This is a genomic window from Streptomyces sp. NPDC006335 (genome assembly GCF_040612795.1).
Classification (GTDB): domain Bacteria; phylum Actinomycetota; class Actinomycetes; order Streptomycetales; family Streptomycetaceae; genus Streptomyces.
This window is the reverse complement of sequence record NZ_JBEXQX010000001.1, coordinates 796,588-812,797: the sequence shown is the minus strand read 5'-3', so window position 1 is coordinate 812,797 and position 16,210 is coordinate 796,588. Positions and strand designations below refer to the sequence as shown.

12 protein-coding genes and 1 pseudogene are annotated in these 16,210 nt (G+C 68.4%); 5 read left to right on the top strand and 8 right to left on the bottom strand.

All coding sequences use genetic code 11. The annotated features are described in order from the left end of the window. Window positions 1-38: 38 nt before the first annotated feature. The 3 genes from ABZ098_RS03700 (at window position 39) to ABZ098_RS03690 (ending at window position 3,146) form a co-directional block, all read left to right on the top strand. Window positions 39-602, top strand: coding sequence for a hypothetical protein (locus ABZ098_RS03700; RefSeq protein ID WP_356586831.1), 564 nt, complete (start codon window positions 39-41; stop codon window positions 600-602). A 172-nt stretch (window positions 603-774) separates the two neighbouring features. Next, window positions 775-1,731, top strand: coding sequence for an arabinan endo-1,5-alpha-L-arabinosidase (locus ABZ098_RS03695; RefSeq protein WP_356586829.1), 957 nt, complete (start codon window positions 775-777; stop codon window positions 1,729-1,731). Then, a complete protein-coding gene (locus ABZ098_RS03690; protein ID WP_356586827.1) occupies window positions 1,713-3,146 on the top strand; it encodes a family 43 glycosylhydrolase in 1,434 nt (477 codons plus the stop codon). Before ABZ098_RS03695 ends, ABZ098_RS03690 begins: the two co-directional genes overlap by 19 nt. Before the next feature lie 10 nt (window positions 3,147-3,156). Here the strand turns inward: ABZ098_RS03690 and ABZ098_RS03685 are convergent, their stop codons facing one another. From ABZ098_RS03685 to ABZ098_RS03650, 8 genes and pseudogenes are all read right to left on the bottom strand, one after another. Beyond that, on the bottom strand, window positions 3,157-4,902 hold the full coding sequence (locus ABZ098_RS03685; RefSeq protein WP_356586825.1) for a histidinol-phosphate transaminase: 1,746 nt from the start codon (window positions 4,900-4,902) through the stop codon (window positions 3,157-3,159). A 175-nt stretch (window positions 4,903-5,077) separates the two neighbouring features. Further along, a pseudogene (locus ABZ098_RS03680) lies at window positions 5,078-6,142 on the bottom strand (aldose epimerase family protein); the annotation flags it as partial. A 48-nt stretch (window positions 6,143-6,190) separates the two neighbouring features. Beyond that, window positions 6,191-7,435, bottom strand: a complete 1,245-nt coding sequence (gene mmsB, locus ABZ098_RS03675; protein WP_356586823.1) for a multiple monosaccharide ABC transporter permease — start codon at window positions 7,433-7,435, stop codon at window positions 6,191-6,193. Next, entirely contained in the window at window positions 7,432-8,982 is a 1,551-nt protein-coding gene (gene mmsA / locus ABZ098_RS03670; RefSeq protein WP_356586821.1) for a multiple monosaccharide ABC transporter ATP-binding protein, read from the bottom strand. Before mmsA ends, mmsB begins: the two co-directional genes overlap by 4 nt. Window positions 8,983-9,023: 41 nt before the next feature. Continuing rightward, window positions 9,024-10,130 (bottom strand): multiple monosaccharide ABC transporter substrate-binding protein, encoded by a 1,107-nt coding sequence (gene chvE / locus ABZ098_RS03665; RefSeq protein ID WP_356586819.1) that lies wholly within the window; start codon window positions 10,128-10,130, stop codon window positions 9,024-9,026. A gap of 147 nt (window positions 10,131-10,277) precedes the next feature. Further along, window positions 10,278-11,246, bottom strand: a complete 969-nt coding sequence (locus tag ABZ098_RS03660) for a hypothetical protein (protein WP_356586817.1) — start codon at window positions 11,244-11,246, stop codon at window positions 10,278-10,280. A 121-nt stretch (window positions 11,247-11,367) separates the two neighbouring features. Further along, complete coding sequence (locus tag ABZ098_RS03655) at window positions 11,368-12,372, bottom strand: alcohol dehydrogenase catalytic domain-containing protein (RefSeq protein WP_356586815.1); 1,005 nt, start codon at window positions 12,370-12,372, stop codon at window positions 11,368-11,370. Further along, window positions 12,369-13,529: a mandelate racemase/muconate lactonizing enzyme family protein gene (locus ABZ098_RS03650; RefSeq protein ID WP_356586813.1), complete on the bottom strand. Its 1,161-nt coding sequence runs from the start codon at window positions 13,527-13,529 to the stop codon at window positions 12,369-12,371. The genes ABZ098_RS03655 and ABZ098_RS03650 overlap by 4 nt, the downstream gene beginning before the upstream one ends. Before the next feature lie 469 nt (window positions 13,530-13,998). Between ABZ098_RS03650 and ABZ098_RS03645 the strand changes: the two genes are divergently transcribed. Next, the gene (locus ABZ098_RS03645) at window positions 13,999-15,018 is read left to right on the top strand and encodes a LacI family DNA-binding transcriptional regulator (protein ID WP_356586811.1); all 1,020 of its coding nucleotides are present in this window, start codon (window positions 13,999-14,001) and stop codon (window positions 15,016-15,018) included. Between the two features lie 129 nt (window positions 15,019-15,147). Continuing rightward, window positions 15,148-16,149: an ABC transporter substrate-binding protein gene (locus tag ABZ098_RS03640; RefSeq protein WP_356586809.1), complete on the top strand. Its 1,002-nt coding sequence runs from the start codon at window positions 15,148-15,150 to the stop codon at window positions 16,147-16,149. Window positions 16,150-16,210 lie beyond the last annotated feature (61 nt).

Genomic DNA, 16,210 nt, shown 5'->3' with positions numbered 1-16,210 from the left:
ACGGCAATCCCGTGACATCGACATCAAGTGGTGGCCAGATGACCAGCGCGAGCCAAGGACCCCATGGACCGTCCCGCCTGATCGAGACGGTGGACGCCCTGCGGATGGCGCTGGCGGAGACCCCGGACGTACTGAGCTTCACGCTCGGCGGGACGATCGACGGGGAGACGGCGGCCGCCGCGGAGGCCGACGGGGTGCCCCGGGAGTTCCTGGACTTCTGCCGGATCCTGGACGGCGCGAGCTGCGGACCGTCCGTGCAGCTCTTCGGCCTGGCGGAGGCCGAGGGGCATCAGTTCTACTGCGAGCCGGTGGTCGACTCCCCACTGCCGTTGTCCCCGGAGAAGCTCTTCTGTGTCGGTCTGATCAACCAGGCGGCCGTGTTCGTCGACCGCGCGGGCGGCGGCGTCCTCGGTGCCCTGGAGGAAGGCGCGGACTGGGTCGACGCGGATCGCTTCGACCAACTGGCGCCGACCATTGAGGCGTTCTTCCTGGAGCGGCTGGCCACGCCCGCCGAGTACCGGCGGCTCGCCCTGGTCGACGACGAACTGGTCGAGTACGACGACTGGCTGAAGCTGCTGCGACGGGCCGGTCTCGCCGACTGAGCCATACCAAGCCGTACCGAGTCGCAGCACACGCACCACCAGTGACCACCACTGAGGCGTGCGCGAAGCATTGACGCGCAAGGGGTTCGATTCTACGGTCCCGTCCGAAGCTCTGATCGGTGATCGGCATGTCGAACATCCCCCCACTCGCATCCTGCAAAGGAGCGTCACCGTGCGCCGCACCTCACTCCTGGCCGTCCCCGTGGCCTTCCTGCTGGCCCTGATCCCGGGCACGGCCTCCGCCTACCCCAACCCCGGGACCGTCACCGGTGCCACCGTCATCCACGACCCGACGATGATCCGTACGTCGGCGGGCCGTTACCTGCTGTACGGCACCGGCGGCGGCCTCGGCTACCGCACCTCCACCGACCGGACCGCGTTCACGGCCGGCGGCGACGCCTTCTCCACCAAGCCGGGCTGGTGGTCGTCGTACGCCACCGAGGCATGGGCGCCCGACATCTCCTACCAGGGCGGCAAGTACCTGATGTACTACGCCGTCTCGACCTTCGGCTCCAACAAGTCCGCGATAGGCCTGGCGACTTCGAGCACCGGCCTGCCCGGCTCCTGGAGCGACCAGGGCACCGTGTACACCTCCACCACCTCCAGCGACTACAACGCCATCGACCCGAACCTGTTCGTCGACGGCGACGGCAAGTGGTGGCTGTCCTTCGGAAGTTGGTGGACCGGCCTGAAGATGATCCAGATCAACCCGTCCACCGGCAAGCAGCTCTCCACCAACACCACCCGGTACTCGATCGCCTCCCGCCCCACCGGGACCAAGGCCGTCGAGGCGCCGTACATCGTGAAGCGGAACGGCTACTACTACCTCTTCGCGTCCTACGACACCTGCTGCGCCGGCACCAGTTCGACCTACAAGGTCAAGGTCGGCCGCGCCACCAGCGTCACCGGGCCGTACGTCGACAAGAACGGCGTCTCGATGATGAACAACGGCGGCACCCCGGTCCTGGAGTCGCACGGCCGGTACATCGGCCCCGGCGGTCAGTCGATCATGAACGACTCCGACGGCGACCTGATCGTCTACCACTACTACGACGGCAACGACAACGGCACGCCCAAGCTCGGCATCAACCTCCTGAACTGGAGCAGCGGATGGCCCGTCGCCTACTGATCCTGCTGGCCGCGCTGCTCCTCGCCCTCGGGCTGGGACAGTCCTCCGCGAGCGCGGCCTCGTTCTCGAACCCGGTCAAGGCCCAGAAGGGCGCCGACCCATGGATCTCCTACTACAACGGCAACTACTACCTGGTGACGACGAGTTGGACCAATGTCATCACCATGCGCAAGTCGGCCACCCTCGCCGGTCTCGCCACCGCGCCGAGTGTGCAGGTGTGGACCGGGGACGCCGCCTCGCGCTGCTGCAACATCTGGGCACCCGAGATCCACTTCATCAACGGCCGCTGGTACCTGTACTACGTCGCCGGACAGAACGTCTCCGACTACAACCCGACCCAGCGGACGCATGTGCTGGAGAGCGCCGGGTCCGACCCCCTGGGGCCGTACACCTACAAGAACCAGCTCAACTCCGGCTGGATGCTGGACCCGACCGTCGCGACGATCAACGGTCAGCTCTATCTGTTCGGCAGCGCCAGCGGCGGCACCCAGAACCTCGTGGCGGCCCGCCTGTCCAACCCGTACACCCTCGCCACCGGCTTCTCGACCATCTCCACGCCCACCAACTCCTGGGAGAAGTCGGGCGGTTCGGTCAACGAGGGCCCGGAGATCCTCCAGCGGGGCGGCAAGACCTTCCTGATCTACTCGGCGAGCGGCTGCTGGACCCCCGACTACAAGCTCGGCCAGCTCACCCTCACCGGCTCCGACCCGCTCTCGGCATCCTCCTGGACGAAGAAGTCCACGCCGGTCTTCCAGCGCAACGACTCCGCCGGCGTCTACGGCCCGGGCCACAACGGCTTCTTCACCTCGCCCGACGGCACCGAGAACTGGATCGTGTACCACGCCAACGACTCGGCGTCAGACGGCTGCGACAACGGCCGGACGACCAGGGCCCAGAAGTTCACCTGGAACTCCGACGGCACCCCGAACCTCGGTACGCCGGTCCGGCTCGGGGCGAGCATGACCGGCCCGTCCGGAGAGCCGTCGGCCGCCTCGACGACGTACACCCTCACGAACCGCAACAGCGGCAAGTGCCTTGAGGTGGCAGGGAGTTCGGTTTCCGACGGTGCCAACGTCCAGCAGTACACCTGCAACGGCGGCAGCAACCAGCGCTGGCGTGTCGAGGACCGGGGCGACGACACCAGCCGACTGGTCAACGTGGCCAGCGGAAAGGTCCTCGACACCGCCGACTGCTCCTCCGCCGACGGTGCCGACCTGCGCCAGTGGGCCTGGCTCGACAACACCTGCCAGCGGTTCAGGTTCCTGGTGACCGACAGCGGCTACGTGCGGATCGTCAACCAGGCCACGGGCAAGGTGGCCGACGTGGCGGACTGCTCGACGGCCGACGCGGCGGACGTACGCCAGTGGTCCTGGCTGTCCAACACCTGCCAGCAGTGGAGGCTGAACCCGGTGTAGCCGAAGCGCCTCAGCCGGCCTGGCCCATCCCCGCCGCGTTGGGCCAGCTCTGAGCGTTGGGCCAGCCGGTGGCCGGCGCCTGGGACAGCTCCTGCGGAGCCCCCGGCGCCGGCGCGGTCATCCCCCGCACCTGCGCGGCGGTGAGCCCACCACGGGCCGGCACCCCCGGCGGAGTCGGCCCGCTCGGCGGCGCGAAGGGCGCCGGAGCCGGAGGAGCCGGCGCCGGCACCGGGGCGGGGGCGGTCATCGGAGCAGGGGGAGTCATCGGGGCCGGCGCCGGCATCTGGGCCGGCATCGGCATCCCCGCCCCCATGGAAGAGCCCGCGCCCATGGAAGAGCCCGCGCCCATGGAAGAGCCCGCGCCCATGGAAGGGCCGGTCCCCATGGCAGCGGCCGTCCCCGCGGAAGGGCCCGTCCCCATCGCGGCAGCCGTCCCCATGGGCGCCGCCGCGGCCACCGCCACCGGCTGGGCGACCGGCATCGGCATGCCGATGCCACCGCCCATCCCGCCACCGCCGACGGCCATCGCGGCGAGGTCCTGCATGCCCGCGCCGTTGGTCTGGCCGACCAGGCGGTCCACTGCCGCCGTACCCGAGCTGTAGCCGGTCCCTTGAGCGAGCTCGGGCACGGCGGCTCCCCTCCTGGTCCCGTAGAGCACCTGTTCCAGGCCGGACACCAGGCGACGCACGTCCACCTGGGGGCGCACCACGAGCCGCAGGAAGCGGCTGGAAGAACCGATCTTGTTGCCGCACTCGCGGACGAGGATCCGGTGCTCGGTGAGCATCCGGTCCCGGACCACGGTGCCCTCGGCGCCCACGGGCAGGCGCACGAAGAGGAAGTTCCCCTGCGAGGGGTAGACGGTCAGGCCGGGCAGCGCGGCGAGCTGGCTCGCCATGTCGAGGCGGTCCCGGCGGACCTGGTGGAGGCTCTGCGCGTACTCGGCGCCGTGCTCCTTGAGCATGAACACCACGTACTCGGCGAAGGCGTTGAGGTTCCACTTCGGCAGCATCGAGCGGACCCGGCCCGCGAGGGAGGGGTTGGCGACCATGTAGCCGAAGCGGATGCCGTGCAGGCCGAAGTTCTTGCCGAGGCTGCGCAGGACGATGACGTTCGGCCGGATCATCGCCTCCTGGACCACCGACGGCTCCTGCTCGGCGTCCGCGAACTCCAGGAACGACTCGTCGATGACGATGAGGTCCAAGTCGGCCATGGCGTCCATGAACTGCACGAGCGCGTGCTTGTGGAGGAAGCCGCCGTCGGGGTTGTTCGGGTTGCAGATGACCGCGACCCGCGTGCCCCGGGTGCGTATGAACTCGGCGTACTGCGCGAGGTCCAGGGCGAATCCGCTGGACTCCTGGAGCGGGAACATGTCGACCCGCTTGCCGGTCTCCATCGGTTGGTCGGTCCAGCGCCCGAAGGTGGGGACCGGGACGGCGAGGGACTCGCGGACCAGCAGGTGGTCGATCCAGGTGATCAGTTCGGTCGAGCCGTTGCCCATCGCCACGGCCTGCGGCGGCAGTTGGAGCAGGTTGCACAGCTCGGCGGTGATCGTGTCGGCGCTGCTGGGGTAGTAGGTGATGATGTCCTTCAGCCGCGCGGCCATGGTGTCCATCATCGCCGGAGTGGGGAAGTAGGGATTGCAGGGGATACAGAAGTCCACCGGGCCGGTCCCGTCTCCGCCTTCGCGCGCCAGCGCCGCCATGGACGGGCTGTGCGCAGCCGTGCTGCGGAACAACGAGGTGACGTTGTCGGCCATCGAACCTCCGTATGGGGCGGACCCGGTGGGGACGACCGGGTCCGTCGTCATGGGGTGGCCCGCGCGGGGGAGCACGGGCCGCCCTTACATACGGACGCCTGAGTGGCGCTGTTCAACGGGTGTGAAAGAAGTGTGAGTTCGGGAACCCGGGGCCCGAACTCGTCATCTCACCAGGTCAGACGCCGAACGAGTGAATCGTCGTGGTCCGGTATGTCTGGCCCGGACGCAGCACCGTCGAGGGGAACGACGGGTGGTTCGGCGAGTCCGGGAAGTGCTGCGTCTCCAGGCACAGGGCGTCGCCCTGGCGGTAGGTGCGGCCGCCGGTGCCGGTGAGGGTGCCGTCGAGGAAGTTGCCCGAGTAGAACTGCAGACCCGGCTCGACGGTGGAGATCCTCAGCGTGCGGCCGGACGACGGGTCGCGCAGGGTCGCCACGTGCTCGGGCTCGTCCGTGACGCCCTTGTCGAGGACCCAGTTGTGGTCGTAGCCCTTGGCGAAGACCTGCTGCTCGTGGCCGGCCCGGATGTCCCGGCCGATCCGCTTGCCCTCGCGGAAGTCGAAGGGGGTGCCCGCGACCTCCACCTGCTCACCGGTGGGGATCAGCCCCGAGTCGGTGGGCGTGTAGCGGGAGGCGGCGATGCTCAGCTCGTGGTCCTCGATCGTGCCGGTGCCCTCGCCGCCGAGGTTCCAGTACACGTGGTTGGTCAGGTTGACCACGGTGGCCCGGTCGGTGGTGGCCTCGTAGTCGATCCGCCAGTCGCCGTGCTCGGTGAGGGTGTACGTCACCTTCACCTCAAGGGTGCCCGGGTAGCCCATCTCGCCGTCGACGGACGTGCGGGACAGGTGCAGGCCGACGTCCGAGCCCTCGGTGAACGGCTCGACGTCCCAGACTCGCTTGTCGAAGCCCTGCGTGCCGCCGTGCAGGCTGTTGACCCCGTCGTTGACGGAGAGCTGGTGGCTCTCGCCGTCCAGGGTGAACCGGCCCTGGGCGACGCGGTTGCCGTACCGGCCGATCAGCGCGCCGAAGTACGGGCTGGCGGCGACGTAGTCCTCTGCGCGGTCGAAGCCGAGGCAGACGTTCGCGTACCGGCCGTCCCGGTCGGGGACCTCCAGGGACTGCACGATCCCGCCGTAGGACAGGACCTTCAGCCGGGTGCCGCCGTTCTCCAGCGACCAGCGGTGGATCTCGGTCCCGTCGGCGAGCGTGCCGAAGAGCGTCTTCACCGGTCTTTTCCTCCTCCCATGGGAAGGGCCCCGCCTTCCGGCGGGGCCCGATCCGGTCGTCCCGGTCTACGAACCGACCCTGCGCTTGTTCCACACGTCGAAGCCGACCGCCGCCAACAGGGCCAGGCCCTTGATGACCTGCTGCCAGTCGGTGCCGACGCTGAGGAGGTTCATGCCGTTGTTCAGCACACCGAGGACGAGACCACCGATGATCGCGCCGAGGACGGTACCCACACCGCCGCTCATGGACGCGCCACCGATGAACGACGAGGCGATCGCCTCGAGTTCGAAGCTCAGACCCGCCTTCGGGGAGGCCGCGTTCAGACGGGCCGCGACCACCAGACCCGCCAGGGCCGCGAGCACGCCCATGTTCAGGAAGACGAGGAAGGTGACCTTCTTGTCCTTGACGCCGGACAGCTTCGCGGCCGGCAGGTTGCCGCCGATCGCGTAGATGTGCCGGCCGAAGACCGCGTTGCGCATGACGTAGCCGTAGCCGACCACCAGCACACCGAGGACGAGCAGGATGATCGGCGCGCCCTGGTAGCTGGCGAGCAGCATCGTGACCGCGAGGACCGCGGCGGCGATCGCGACGAGCTTGAGCAGGAAGGCGTTCCTCGGCAGCACGTCCAGCGCGAACTCCTGCTGGCGCTTGCGGTCGCGGACCTCCTGGTAGATCACGAAGGCCAGCAGCGCGAAGCCGAGGAGCAGCGTGAGGTTGTGGTAGTTGGTCTCCGGGCCGACCTCGGGCAGGAAGCCGTTGCCGAGCTTCTGCAGACCGTCCGGGAACGGGCCGAGGGTCTGGCCCTCAAGGAGGATCTCCGTCAGACCGCGGAAGAGCAGCATGCCCGCCAGGGTGACGATGAACGACGGTATGCCGAGATACGCGATCAGATAGCCCTGGACCGAGCCCGCGACCGCGCCCACCACCAGGGTGAGCACCAGCGCGATCGGCCACGCCACGTCGTGCTGGACCGTCAGCACGGCCGCGAAGGCGCCCACGAACGCGGTCAGTGAACCGACCGACAGATCGATGTGGCCCGCGATGATCACCAGCATCATGCCGATCGCGAGGATCAGGATGTAGCTGTTCTGGAGCACCAGGTTGGAGACGTTGCGCGGCAGCAGCAGGTCACCGTCGGTCCACACCGCGAACAGCGCGACGATCAGGCCGAGCGCGATCAGCATGCCGTACTGCCGCATGTTGCGGCGCAGCCCGTTCAGCATCAGCTGGAGCAGGCCCCCGTCGGAGGACGACCCCCCGCCCTTGCCCGGCGGCGCCGCGGCCGGAACCTTCGTCACATCGGTGCTCATCGCGTTACCTCTTTGTCCTTCGTCATCTGGCGCATCAGCACTTCCTGCGTGGCCTCGGCCCGCGGAACCTCACCCGTGAGCCGCCCGGCGGCCATGGTGTAGATGCGGTCGCACATACCGAGCAGCTCCGGCAGCTCGGAGGAGATGAAGACGACCGCCTTGCCCTCGGCTGCCAGCTGGTCGATGACCGTGTAGATCTCGTACTTGGCGCCCACGTCGATACCGCGCGTGGGCTCGTCCAGGATCAGCACCTCGGGACCCGCGAAGATCCACTTGCTGAGGACGACCTTCTGCTGGTTGCCGCCGGACAACCGGCCCACCGTCTCGAAGACGGTCGGCGCCTTGATGTTCATCGACTTGCGGAAGCGCTCGGCGACCTTCCGCTCCTCGTGCTCGTCGACCACACCGCGCTTGGTGACCTTGTCCAGGGCGGTCAGCGAGATGTTGCGGTTGATGTTGTCGATGAGGTTGAGGCCGTAGTGCTTGCGGTCCTCGGTGACGTACGCGATGCCGTGCTGAACCGCCTCCGGGACGGTCTTCGTACGGATCTCCTTGCCGTCCTTGAAGACCTGGCCGCCCGCGTGCCGGCCGTAGGTGCGCCCGAACACGCTCATCGCGAGCTCGGTGCGTCCCGCGCCCATCAGGCCCGCGATGCCGACGATCTCCCCGCGCCGCACATGGATCGACACGTCGTCGACGACCTTGCGCTGCTGGTCGATCGGGTGGTGGACGGTCCAGTTGCGGATCTCCAGCGCCGGGGCCGCGTCCTTCTCGCCCTCGTACGGGGTGCGGTCCGGGAAGCGGTGGTCCAGGTCGCGGCCGACCATGCCCGAGATGATCCGGTCCTCGGTGGTCTCCGGGGCCTTCACGTCCAGGGTCTCGATCGACTTCCCGTCGCGGATGATCGTGACCGAGTCGGCGACCCGGCGGATCTCGTTGAGCTTGTGGGAGATGATGATCGAGGTGATGCCCTGCTTCTTCAACTCCAGGATGAGATCCAGGAGTTTGCCGCTGTCCTCGTCGTTCAGAGCCGCGGTCGGCTCGTCGAGGATGAGCAGCTTCACCTTCTTGGAGAGCGCCTTCGCGATCTCCACCAGCTGCTGCTTGCCCACGCCGATGTCGGCGATCCGGGTCTCCGGGTGGTCGCTCAGACCCACCCGGCGCAGCAGCTCGGTGGCGTGCTTCAGCGTCTCGTTCCAGTTGATGAACCCGCCGGAGGCGTGCTCGTTGCCGAGGAAGATGTTCTCCGCGATCGACAGGAACGGCACCAGGGCCAGCTCCTGGTGGATGATCACGATGCCGTGCTGTTCGCTCGCCCGGATGTCCTTGAACTGGACGACCTCTCCCTCGAAGAGGATGTCGCCCTCGTACGTGCCGTGCGGATGGACGCCGGAGAGCACCTTCATCAAGGTGGACTTCCCGGCGCCGTTCTCACCGCAGATGGCATGGACCTCGCCTTGACGGACGGTCAGTGTGACGTCCGACAGCGCTTTGACGCCGGGAAAGGTCTTGACGATCGAGCGCATTTCCAGGACGGGTCCCGCCATGGTCGTGCCTTTCAATCAGAGGAATGTGCCGACAGGGCTGACTAGTTGAGCTCGCTGGCCTTGTAGTAGCCGGTGTCGACCAGTTCCTTGGTGTAGTTCGTCTTGTCGACGCTCACCGGCTGGAGCAGGTAGGCGGGGACGACCTTGGAACCGTTGTCGTACGTCTTGGTGTCGTTGACCTCGGGCTTCTTGCCGTTGAGGACGTCGTCCACCATGGTGGAGGCGACCTCGGCCAGCTTGCGGGTGTCCTTGTAGACGGTCTGCGTCTGCTGGCCCGCGATGATCGACTTCACCGAGGCGAGCTCCGCGTCCTGACCGGTGATGACCGGGAGCGGCTTGCTGCCCTTGCCGTAGCCGTCCGACTTCAGCGCGGCGAGGATGCCGATGGAGATGCCGTCGTACGGCGACAGGACCGCGTCGACCTTTCCGCTGCCGTACGTCGAGGTGAGGATGTCCTCCATGCGCTTCTGCGCGGTGGCGCCGTCCCAGCGCAGCGTGGTGACCTGGTTGATCTTGGTCTGGCCGGACTTGACGACGAGCTTCTTGCTGTCGATGTACGGCTGAAGCACGCTCATCGCGCCGCCGAAGAAGTACTTGGTGTTGTTGTCGTCGTTGGAGCCGGCGAAGAGCTCGATGTTGAAGGGGCCCTTGCCGCTCTTCAGACCCAGCTTGTCGACGATGTAGCTGGCCTGGAGCTCGCCGACCTTGGTGTTGTCGAACGACGCGTAGTAGTCGACGTTCGGCGTGCCGAGGATCAGGCGGTCGTAGGCGATGACCGGGATCTTGGCGTCCTTGGCCTGCTGGAGCACGTTGTTCAGCGACTTGTTGTCGATGGCCGCGACGATCAGGCCCTTGACGCCCTGCGTGATCAGGTTCTCGATCTGCGAGACCTGCTGGTCGGGGTCGTCCTCGCCGTAGACCAGCTTGGTCTTGTAGCCCTTGGACTGGAGGTTCTTGACGACGTTGTTGCCGTCGGCGATCCAGCGCTCGGAGGACTTGGTCGGCATCGCGATGCCGATCGTGCCGCCCTTGGCGCTGCCGGCCTTCTCCTCGCTGCCGCCCTTGCTGTCCTGGCCGCAGGCGGTGAGGGTGAGGGCGAGCGAGGCGGCGCCGGCTATGGCGGTGAGTGCGGCTCGGCGAGTACGCATGATCATCATCCTTGATGTCGGGAGGCCCGGTGCGGTCCGGCGGTACGGGTGCCTGGAGGCGGTGTGGGGGAGCGACCGGGAAAGGCTGGGTTGTGTCGGAGTCTGTGCGACTGCGTCGGGTTTTGTGAAGGGGCGTTGTCCGGAACGTTATGCAGGTGTTTCGAATCGCTTCAGCGCGCCCGGCAGCCGGGAGCCGAGCGGCGCCATGTCGCCGTCCGCCCCGTGCCGTGCGAGCAGGTCCAGTGCGAGCCGTCCGCGCCGCACCCTCTCCTTGGCGGTGGACAGGGTGAGATCGCGCATGTGGTTCCCGTACGGGTAGATCCCCGGAGCCTTCGACAGGCCGAACTTCAGGTAGAGCGGGGCGCCGCGCCGGATCAGTTCGGCGACCTCGTACATCCGCACATAGCCGCCGAGATCGTCGGGGGCCTCGATGTACATGTCCATCGGGGCGGCCGACACCCGCCGGATCTCGGTGAGGTGATCGAGCGTCAGATCGCTGGGCACGTTGATCGAGTCGCCGCCGAGGTTCTCGTACACGGCGTACGCGGCCGGGTTCACCGGCCCGATCAGCGCCGACACCTTCAGCGTGGTGTCGGCCGGGATGATCCCGGCGGCCCGCGCCCGGTGCAGCGTCCACAGCACACCCTCGTCGGCGACGAGGAGGCACTTCACACCCAGCTCGGTGGCGCGGACGGCGTCCTCGACGCAGCCGGCGACCGCGTCGTGCCCCCGGGCGCGCAGCCCGCCGCCTCTGGAGTCGGTGCGGGTGGAGCCGCCGATGTCCCAGGTGCCGCGGGGGCCGGTGAACAGGCAGAGCTCGATGTCACGCTCGGCGGTCGCCTCCACCATCTCGGTGATCTCGGCGTCGGTGAGCATCCACACGCCCGAGCCCTGGCTGATCCGGTGGATCGGCACGTCGAGCCGCGAGGACTCCTTGAGGACCACGCCGAGGGCCTCGGGGCCCTCCACGGAGGGCACTTCGGTGCGCCAGCGCCCGCCACCGGGGAAGGTGTGCGGGGACGCGTCGGAGGGGTCGAGGGCGGGCGCGTTCAGGCCCAGTGCGGCGAGTGCCCGCTCGCCGGGTCGTCGGGCCGCGCTGGCGGTGGTCTCGGTCACAAGCTGTCCTTCGTGTTCGGTATTTCGGACGACATTCGCGGCTCTGGGTGCGCAAGGCTGTGGATGTACGCCGGTACGAAGTCGTCAGGTACCCCGTACCGGCGCACGGCTCAGTGGTGTGTCATGGCCTCAGGAGGACCTTCCCGACCTTCGGATCGCCAGACCCCACCAACTCGATGGCCTGGGGGAACTCGTCCAGCGGCAACTCGTGGGTGACGAGCGGCAGCGGATCGAGCAGCCCGGCCCCGAAGACCCGCACCGTGTGCGCCCAGGCGTCCGGCGGCGCCCCGAACACGGTGTGCACCTCCAGCTGCCGTACGACGAGGTCGGTCGGGTCCAGTCCGTCGGCGCCCGGGGCCGGGATGCCGGTGAGGACGAGCCGGCCACCGCGTCTGAGCAGCGAGGCGGCGGTGTTGGCGGCCGACGCCGACCCGGCGGTCTCGATGACGACGTCGAAGTCGTCCGGCAGCTCCTGGTCCCGGGTGCGGAAGTCGGTGGCGCCGAAGGTCCTCGAGAGCTCCGCACGGTCCGGACGGGTGCCCACCACCAGCAGCTCCGCCGGGGAACCCGCCTTCAGGAGCTGGACGGCGAACATCCCGAGCGTCCCCGTCCCCACGACGGCGACCCGCTCGCCGGGCCGCGCGTTCGCCTTGAGAGCGGCGGCGGCGATGCAGGCGGCGGGCTCCAGGAGTGCGGCCGCCGTCAGGTCGGCGTCGTCCGGGAGGGCGTGCAGCAGCCGGGCCGGCAGGGTGAGCGTGGCGGCCATGGCGCCGGGCTGGGTGAAGCCCGTCTCCTCGTAGCCGGCCGTGCACAGCGTGGTCTCGCCCGCGTGGCAGCGGTCGCAGACCTGGCAGTTCCGGAAGCCCTCGCCCACCACCTTGCGGCCGAGGAGCGACACCGGAACCCCGGAGCCCACCGCCTCGACCGTGCCGGACCACTCGTGGCCGGGCGTGAGCGGGTAGCGGACGTATCCCTCGGGCCGGTTGCCCTGGTACACCTCGCGGTCGCTGCCGCAGATGCCGACGGCGTGGACGCGGACCAGCGCCTCGCCCGCGGCGGGCTCACGAGGGGTGTGCTCGACGAGTTGGTGCTCGCCGGGCGCCTCGATGACGACCGCGGTCCTCACTTCGTGGCGCTCTTCGGCTTGCGCTGCTCCCAGCCCTCGGCCCACAGGTCGAACCGGGCCTGCTGCTGCGGGAACTCGGCGGCGGCGTCGACGTCCAGCTCGACACCGAGGCCGGGGGCGTCGGAGAGGTGGAAGTAGCCGTCCACGACCTGCGGGGCGCCCTTGACGACCTTCTTGATCTCCGCGTCGGCGAAGTCGTTGAAGTGCTCCAGGATCTTGAAGTTCGGAGCGGTGAAGCCGACCTGGAGGGAGGCGGCGGTCAGGACCGGCCCGCCCACGTTGTGGGGCGCCACCAGCATGTAGTGGGTCTCGGCGGTCGCGGCCAGCTTCCGGGTCTCCCAGATGCCGCCGATGTGGCCGACGTCGGGCTGGATGATGTCCACGGCCTGGCTCTCGAAGAGCTCGCGGAACTCGATGCGGTCGTGGATCCGCTCACCCGTGGCGACCGGCATGTCCACCTTGGCGGCGACCTTCTCCAGCGCCTTCAGGTTCTCCGGCGGCACCGGCTCCTCGAGCCAGGCGGGCTTGAAGGGCGCGAGGTCCTTGGCCAGGCGGACGGCCGTGGCGGGGGAGAACCGGCCGTGCATCTCCAGCATCAGCTCGGCGTCCGGCCCGATGGCGTCACGGACGGCCTCGATGAGCGAGACGGCGTACAGGCTCTGCTCGTGGTCGAGCTCGAAGTGACCGGTGCCGAAGGGGTCGATCTTGAGCGCCTTGTAGCCGCGCTCCATGACCCCCCGGGCGGCCTTGTGGTAGGCCTCCGGGGTCCGCTCGGTGGTGTACCAGCCGTTGGCGTAGGCCTTGACCTTGTCGGTCACCTTGCCGCCCAGCAGCTGCCAGACCGGCACGCCGAGGGCCTTGCCCTTGATGTCCCAGCAGGCCATCTCGATGACGGCGATGCCGGACATCACGATCTCGCCGGCCCGGCCGTAGTCGCCGTACTTCATCCGCTTGACGAGGTCCTCGACAGCGAACGGGTCCGACCCGAGAATGTGGTTGGTCTTCGCCTCGTGCAGATAGCCGAGCAGGGCGTCGGTGTGGCCCAGCATGCGGGTCTCGCCGACTCCGGTGATCCCCTCGTCGGTGTGCACCTGGACGTAGGTCAGGTTCCGCCACGGCGTCCCGACCACGTGCGTGCTGATTCCCGTGATGCGCACGTCAGCTACTCCCTAGACTCTCTGAGCTTGTTCGAAATTTCGGCTCACGTTCGAAATGCTGGCACGACCGTAAGGACGAGGCGGTCGGGGTGTCAATGGGTCGGGTGGTCGAACGAGTAACGGTTTCCATGGGGCGCCCACATGGCCGCACATCGGCGGTGCGCAGCCGTGCGAAACCGCCCCCTTGCCGAACACCCGCAGCTAGTCGCGTTACTCAACCGTAACGACACTTCCCGTTGCAGCCCTCTTGACCGCCGCGAATTGTTAGCGCTCACAATGACGTCCGCATTCATCGATCGATGCCCACCGGCATCCAGGGAGGTACGAGCGTCGTGTCGGAACCGCCCCCAGCCGCCTTACCGGTCGACCTCACGGGGCTGTCCGGAACCCCCGCGTGACCCGGACGGCGCGGTATCGTCCGCCCACCCCACAGGACTTGTCGGCAAGCGATCGCCAAGGAGGTGCGACCGTGGACCACGTACAGCTTCGGCCGCCCACCATGGCCGACGTGGCACGCCTGGCCGGGGTGTCCCACCAGACCGTCTCCCGCGTACTGGGGGATCACCCCAATGTGCGGGACGAGACACGTGCCAAGGTGCTGCGTGCGATCGAGGAGATGGGCTATCGCCGCAACTCCTCGGCGCGGGCCCTGGCGACCCGGCGCACCCGGACCCTGGGTGTGGTCGCCTCCAACACCACCCTCTATGGACCGGCCAGCACGCTGTTCGCGCTCGAGGAGGCGGCGCGCGCCAAGGGGTACACCGTCTCGACGGTCAGTCTGCGCAGGCTCGCCGTGGAGACCCTCTCCGAGGCCCTGGACCACCTCAGCGAGGGCGGGGTGGAAGGGGTGATCGCCCTCGCTCCGCAGCGGTCGGCGGTCGAGGCCCTCGCCGAACTCCGTCGTCCCTTCCCGGTGGTGGCCGTGGGGACCGGGTCCGGCGCGGAGATCCCCAGCGTCAACGTGGACCAGTGGCTGGGCGGGCGGCTGGCCACTCGTCATCTGCTGGCCGCCGGCCACCGCACGGTCTGGCATCTCGCCGGGCCCGAGGACTGGCAGGAGGCGGCCGACCGGGCCGCCGGCTGGCGAGCGACCCTCGAAGCGGCGGGCGTCGAGCCGCCGATGCCGCTGCGGGGGGACTGGAGTCCGCTGTCGGGCTATCGTGCGGGCCAGGAACTGGCCGGCTGGGTGGGCCGTGGACTGACCGCCGTCTTCGTCGCCAACGACCAGATGGCACTGGGGGTGTTGCGGGCGCTGCGTGAGGCGGGCGTACGCACTCCTCAGGACGTCGCGGTGGTGGGCTTCGACGACATCCCGGAATCGGAGTTCTTCGCTCCACCGCTCACCACCGTCCGGCAGGACTTCGCGACGGTGGGCAAGCGGAGCATCGACCTGCTGCTGGATCTCATCGAGGGTCGGGAGCCCTCCGGACCGCCCGGAGTGGCCATCGAACCCCACCTCGTCGTCCGGGCCAGCACCGCACCCGACTGACGAGGCACCGAGCGGCACACATCGGCGCCAATCAGCAACATTCGCACACCAGTGTGACCGATATTTCGAATAATGATCGACAGGCTGGACGCCGTGCGATCGATCCTGGCTCTTCAAAGGAGAAGAAACATGCTCAACAGAAGGAACTTCCTCACTGCGGCGATCGGCGTGGCGGCGGCGGGCACCCTGGCGGCCTGTGCCAAGGAGGACGGGGGCTCCAGCACCTCCTCCGGCGGCAGCAAGACGATCACCCTGGGCTTCTCCCAGGTCGGCTCCGAGAGCGGCTGGCGCAGCGCCAACACCGACTCGGTGAAGTCCGCGGCCAAGGAGGCGGGTTACAACCTGAAGTTCTCCGACGCCCAGCAGAAGCAGGAGAACCAGATCTCCGCCATCCGCAGCTACATCGCGCAGAAGGTGGACGTCATCGCCTTCTCCCCGGTCGTCGTCACCGGCTGGGACGCGGTGCTCAAGGAGGCCAAGGCCGCGAAGATCCCGGTGGTCCTCACTGACCGCTCCGTCGAGACCTCCGACGAGTCCCTGTACGTCACCCTGGTCGGCTCCGACTTCACCGACGAGGGCCGCCGCGCCGCCAAGATCCTGGAGAAGGTCCTGACGAAGGCCGGTCACAAGGGCCCCGTGAAGATCGCCCAGCTGGAGGGCACCACCGGTGCCGCCCCCGCCATCGAGCGCGCCAAGGGCTTCAAGGAGGTCATGGACGCGGACCACGCGGACGACTGGAAGATCGTCGTCAGCCAGACCGGTGACTTCACCCGCGCCGGCGGCAAGCAGGTCATGGCCGCCTTCCTCCAGTCCAACCCGGACGTCAACGTGCTCTTCGCGCACAACGACGACATGGCCATCGGCGCCATCCAGTCCATCGAGGCGGCGGGCAAGAAGCCCGGCAAGGACATCCTGATCGTCTCGATCGACGGCGTGAAGGACGGCTTCGTGGCCATGTCCGAGGGCAAGATCAACGCCATCGTCGAGTGCAACCCGCTGCTCGGCCCCCAGCTGATGGACGTCGTGAAGAAGGTCAAGAACGGCGAGTCGGTCGAGCGCTGGATCAAGACCAAGGAGGGCGACTTCATGCAGGACCAGGCCAAGGCCGCGCTCCCCAGCCGCAAGTACTGAGCCACCTCGCGTAGTTAGCCACCGCGCGCACTGAGTTACCGCGCGTACCGACCCACCGCGG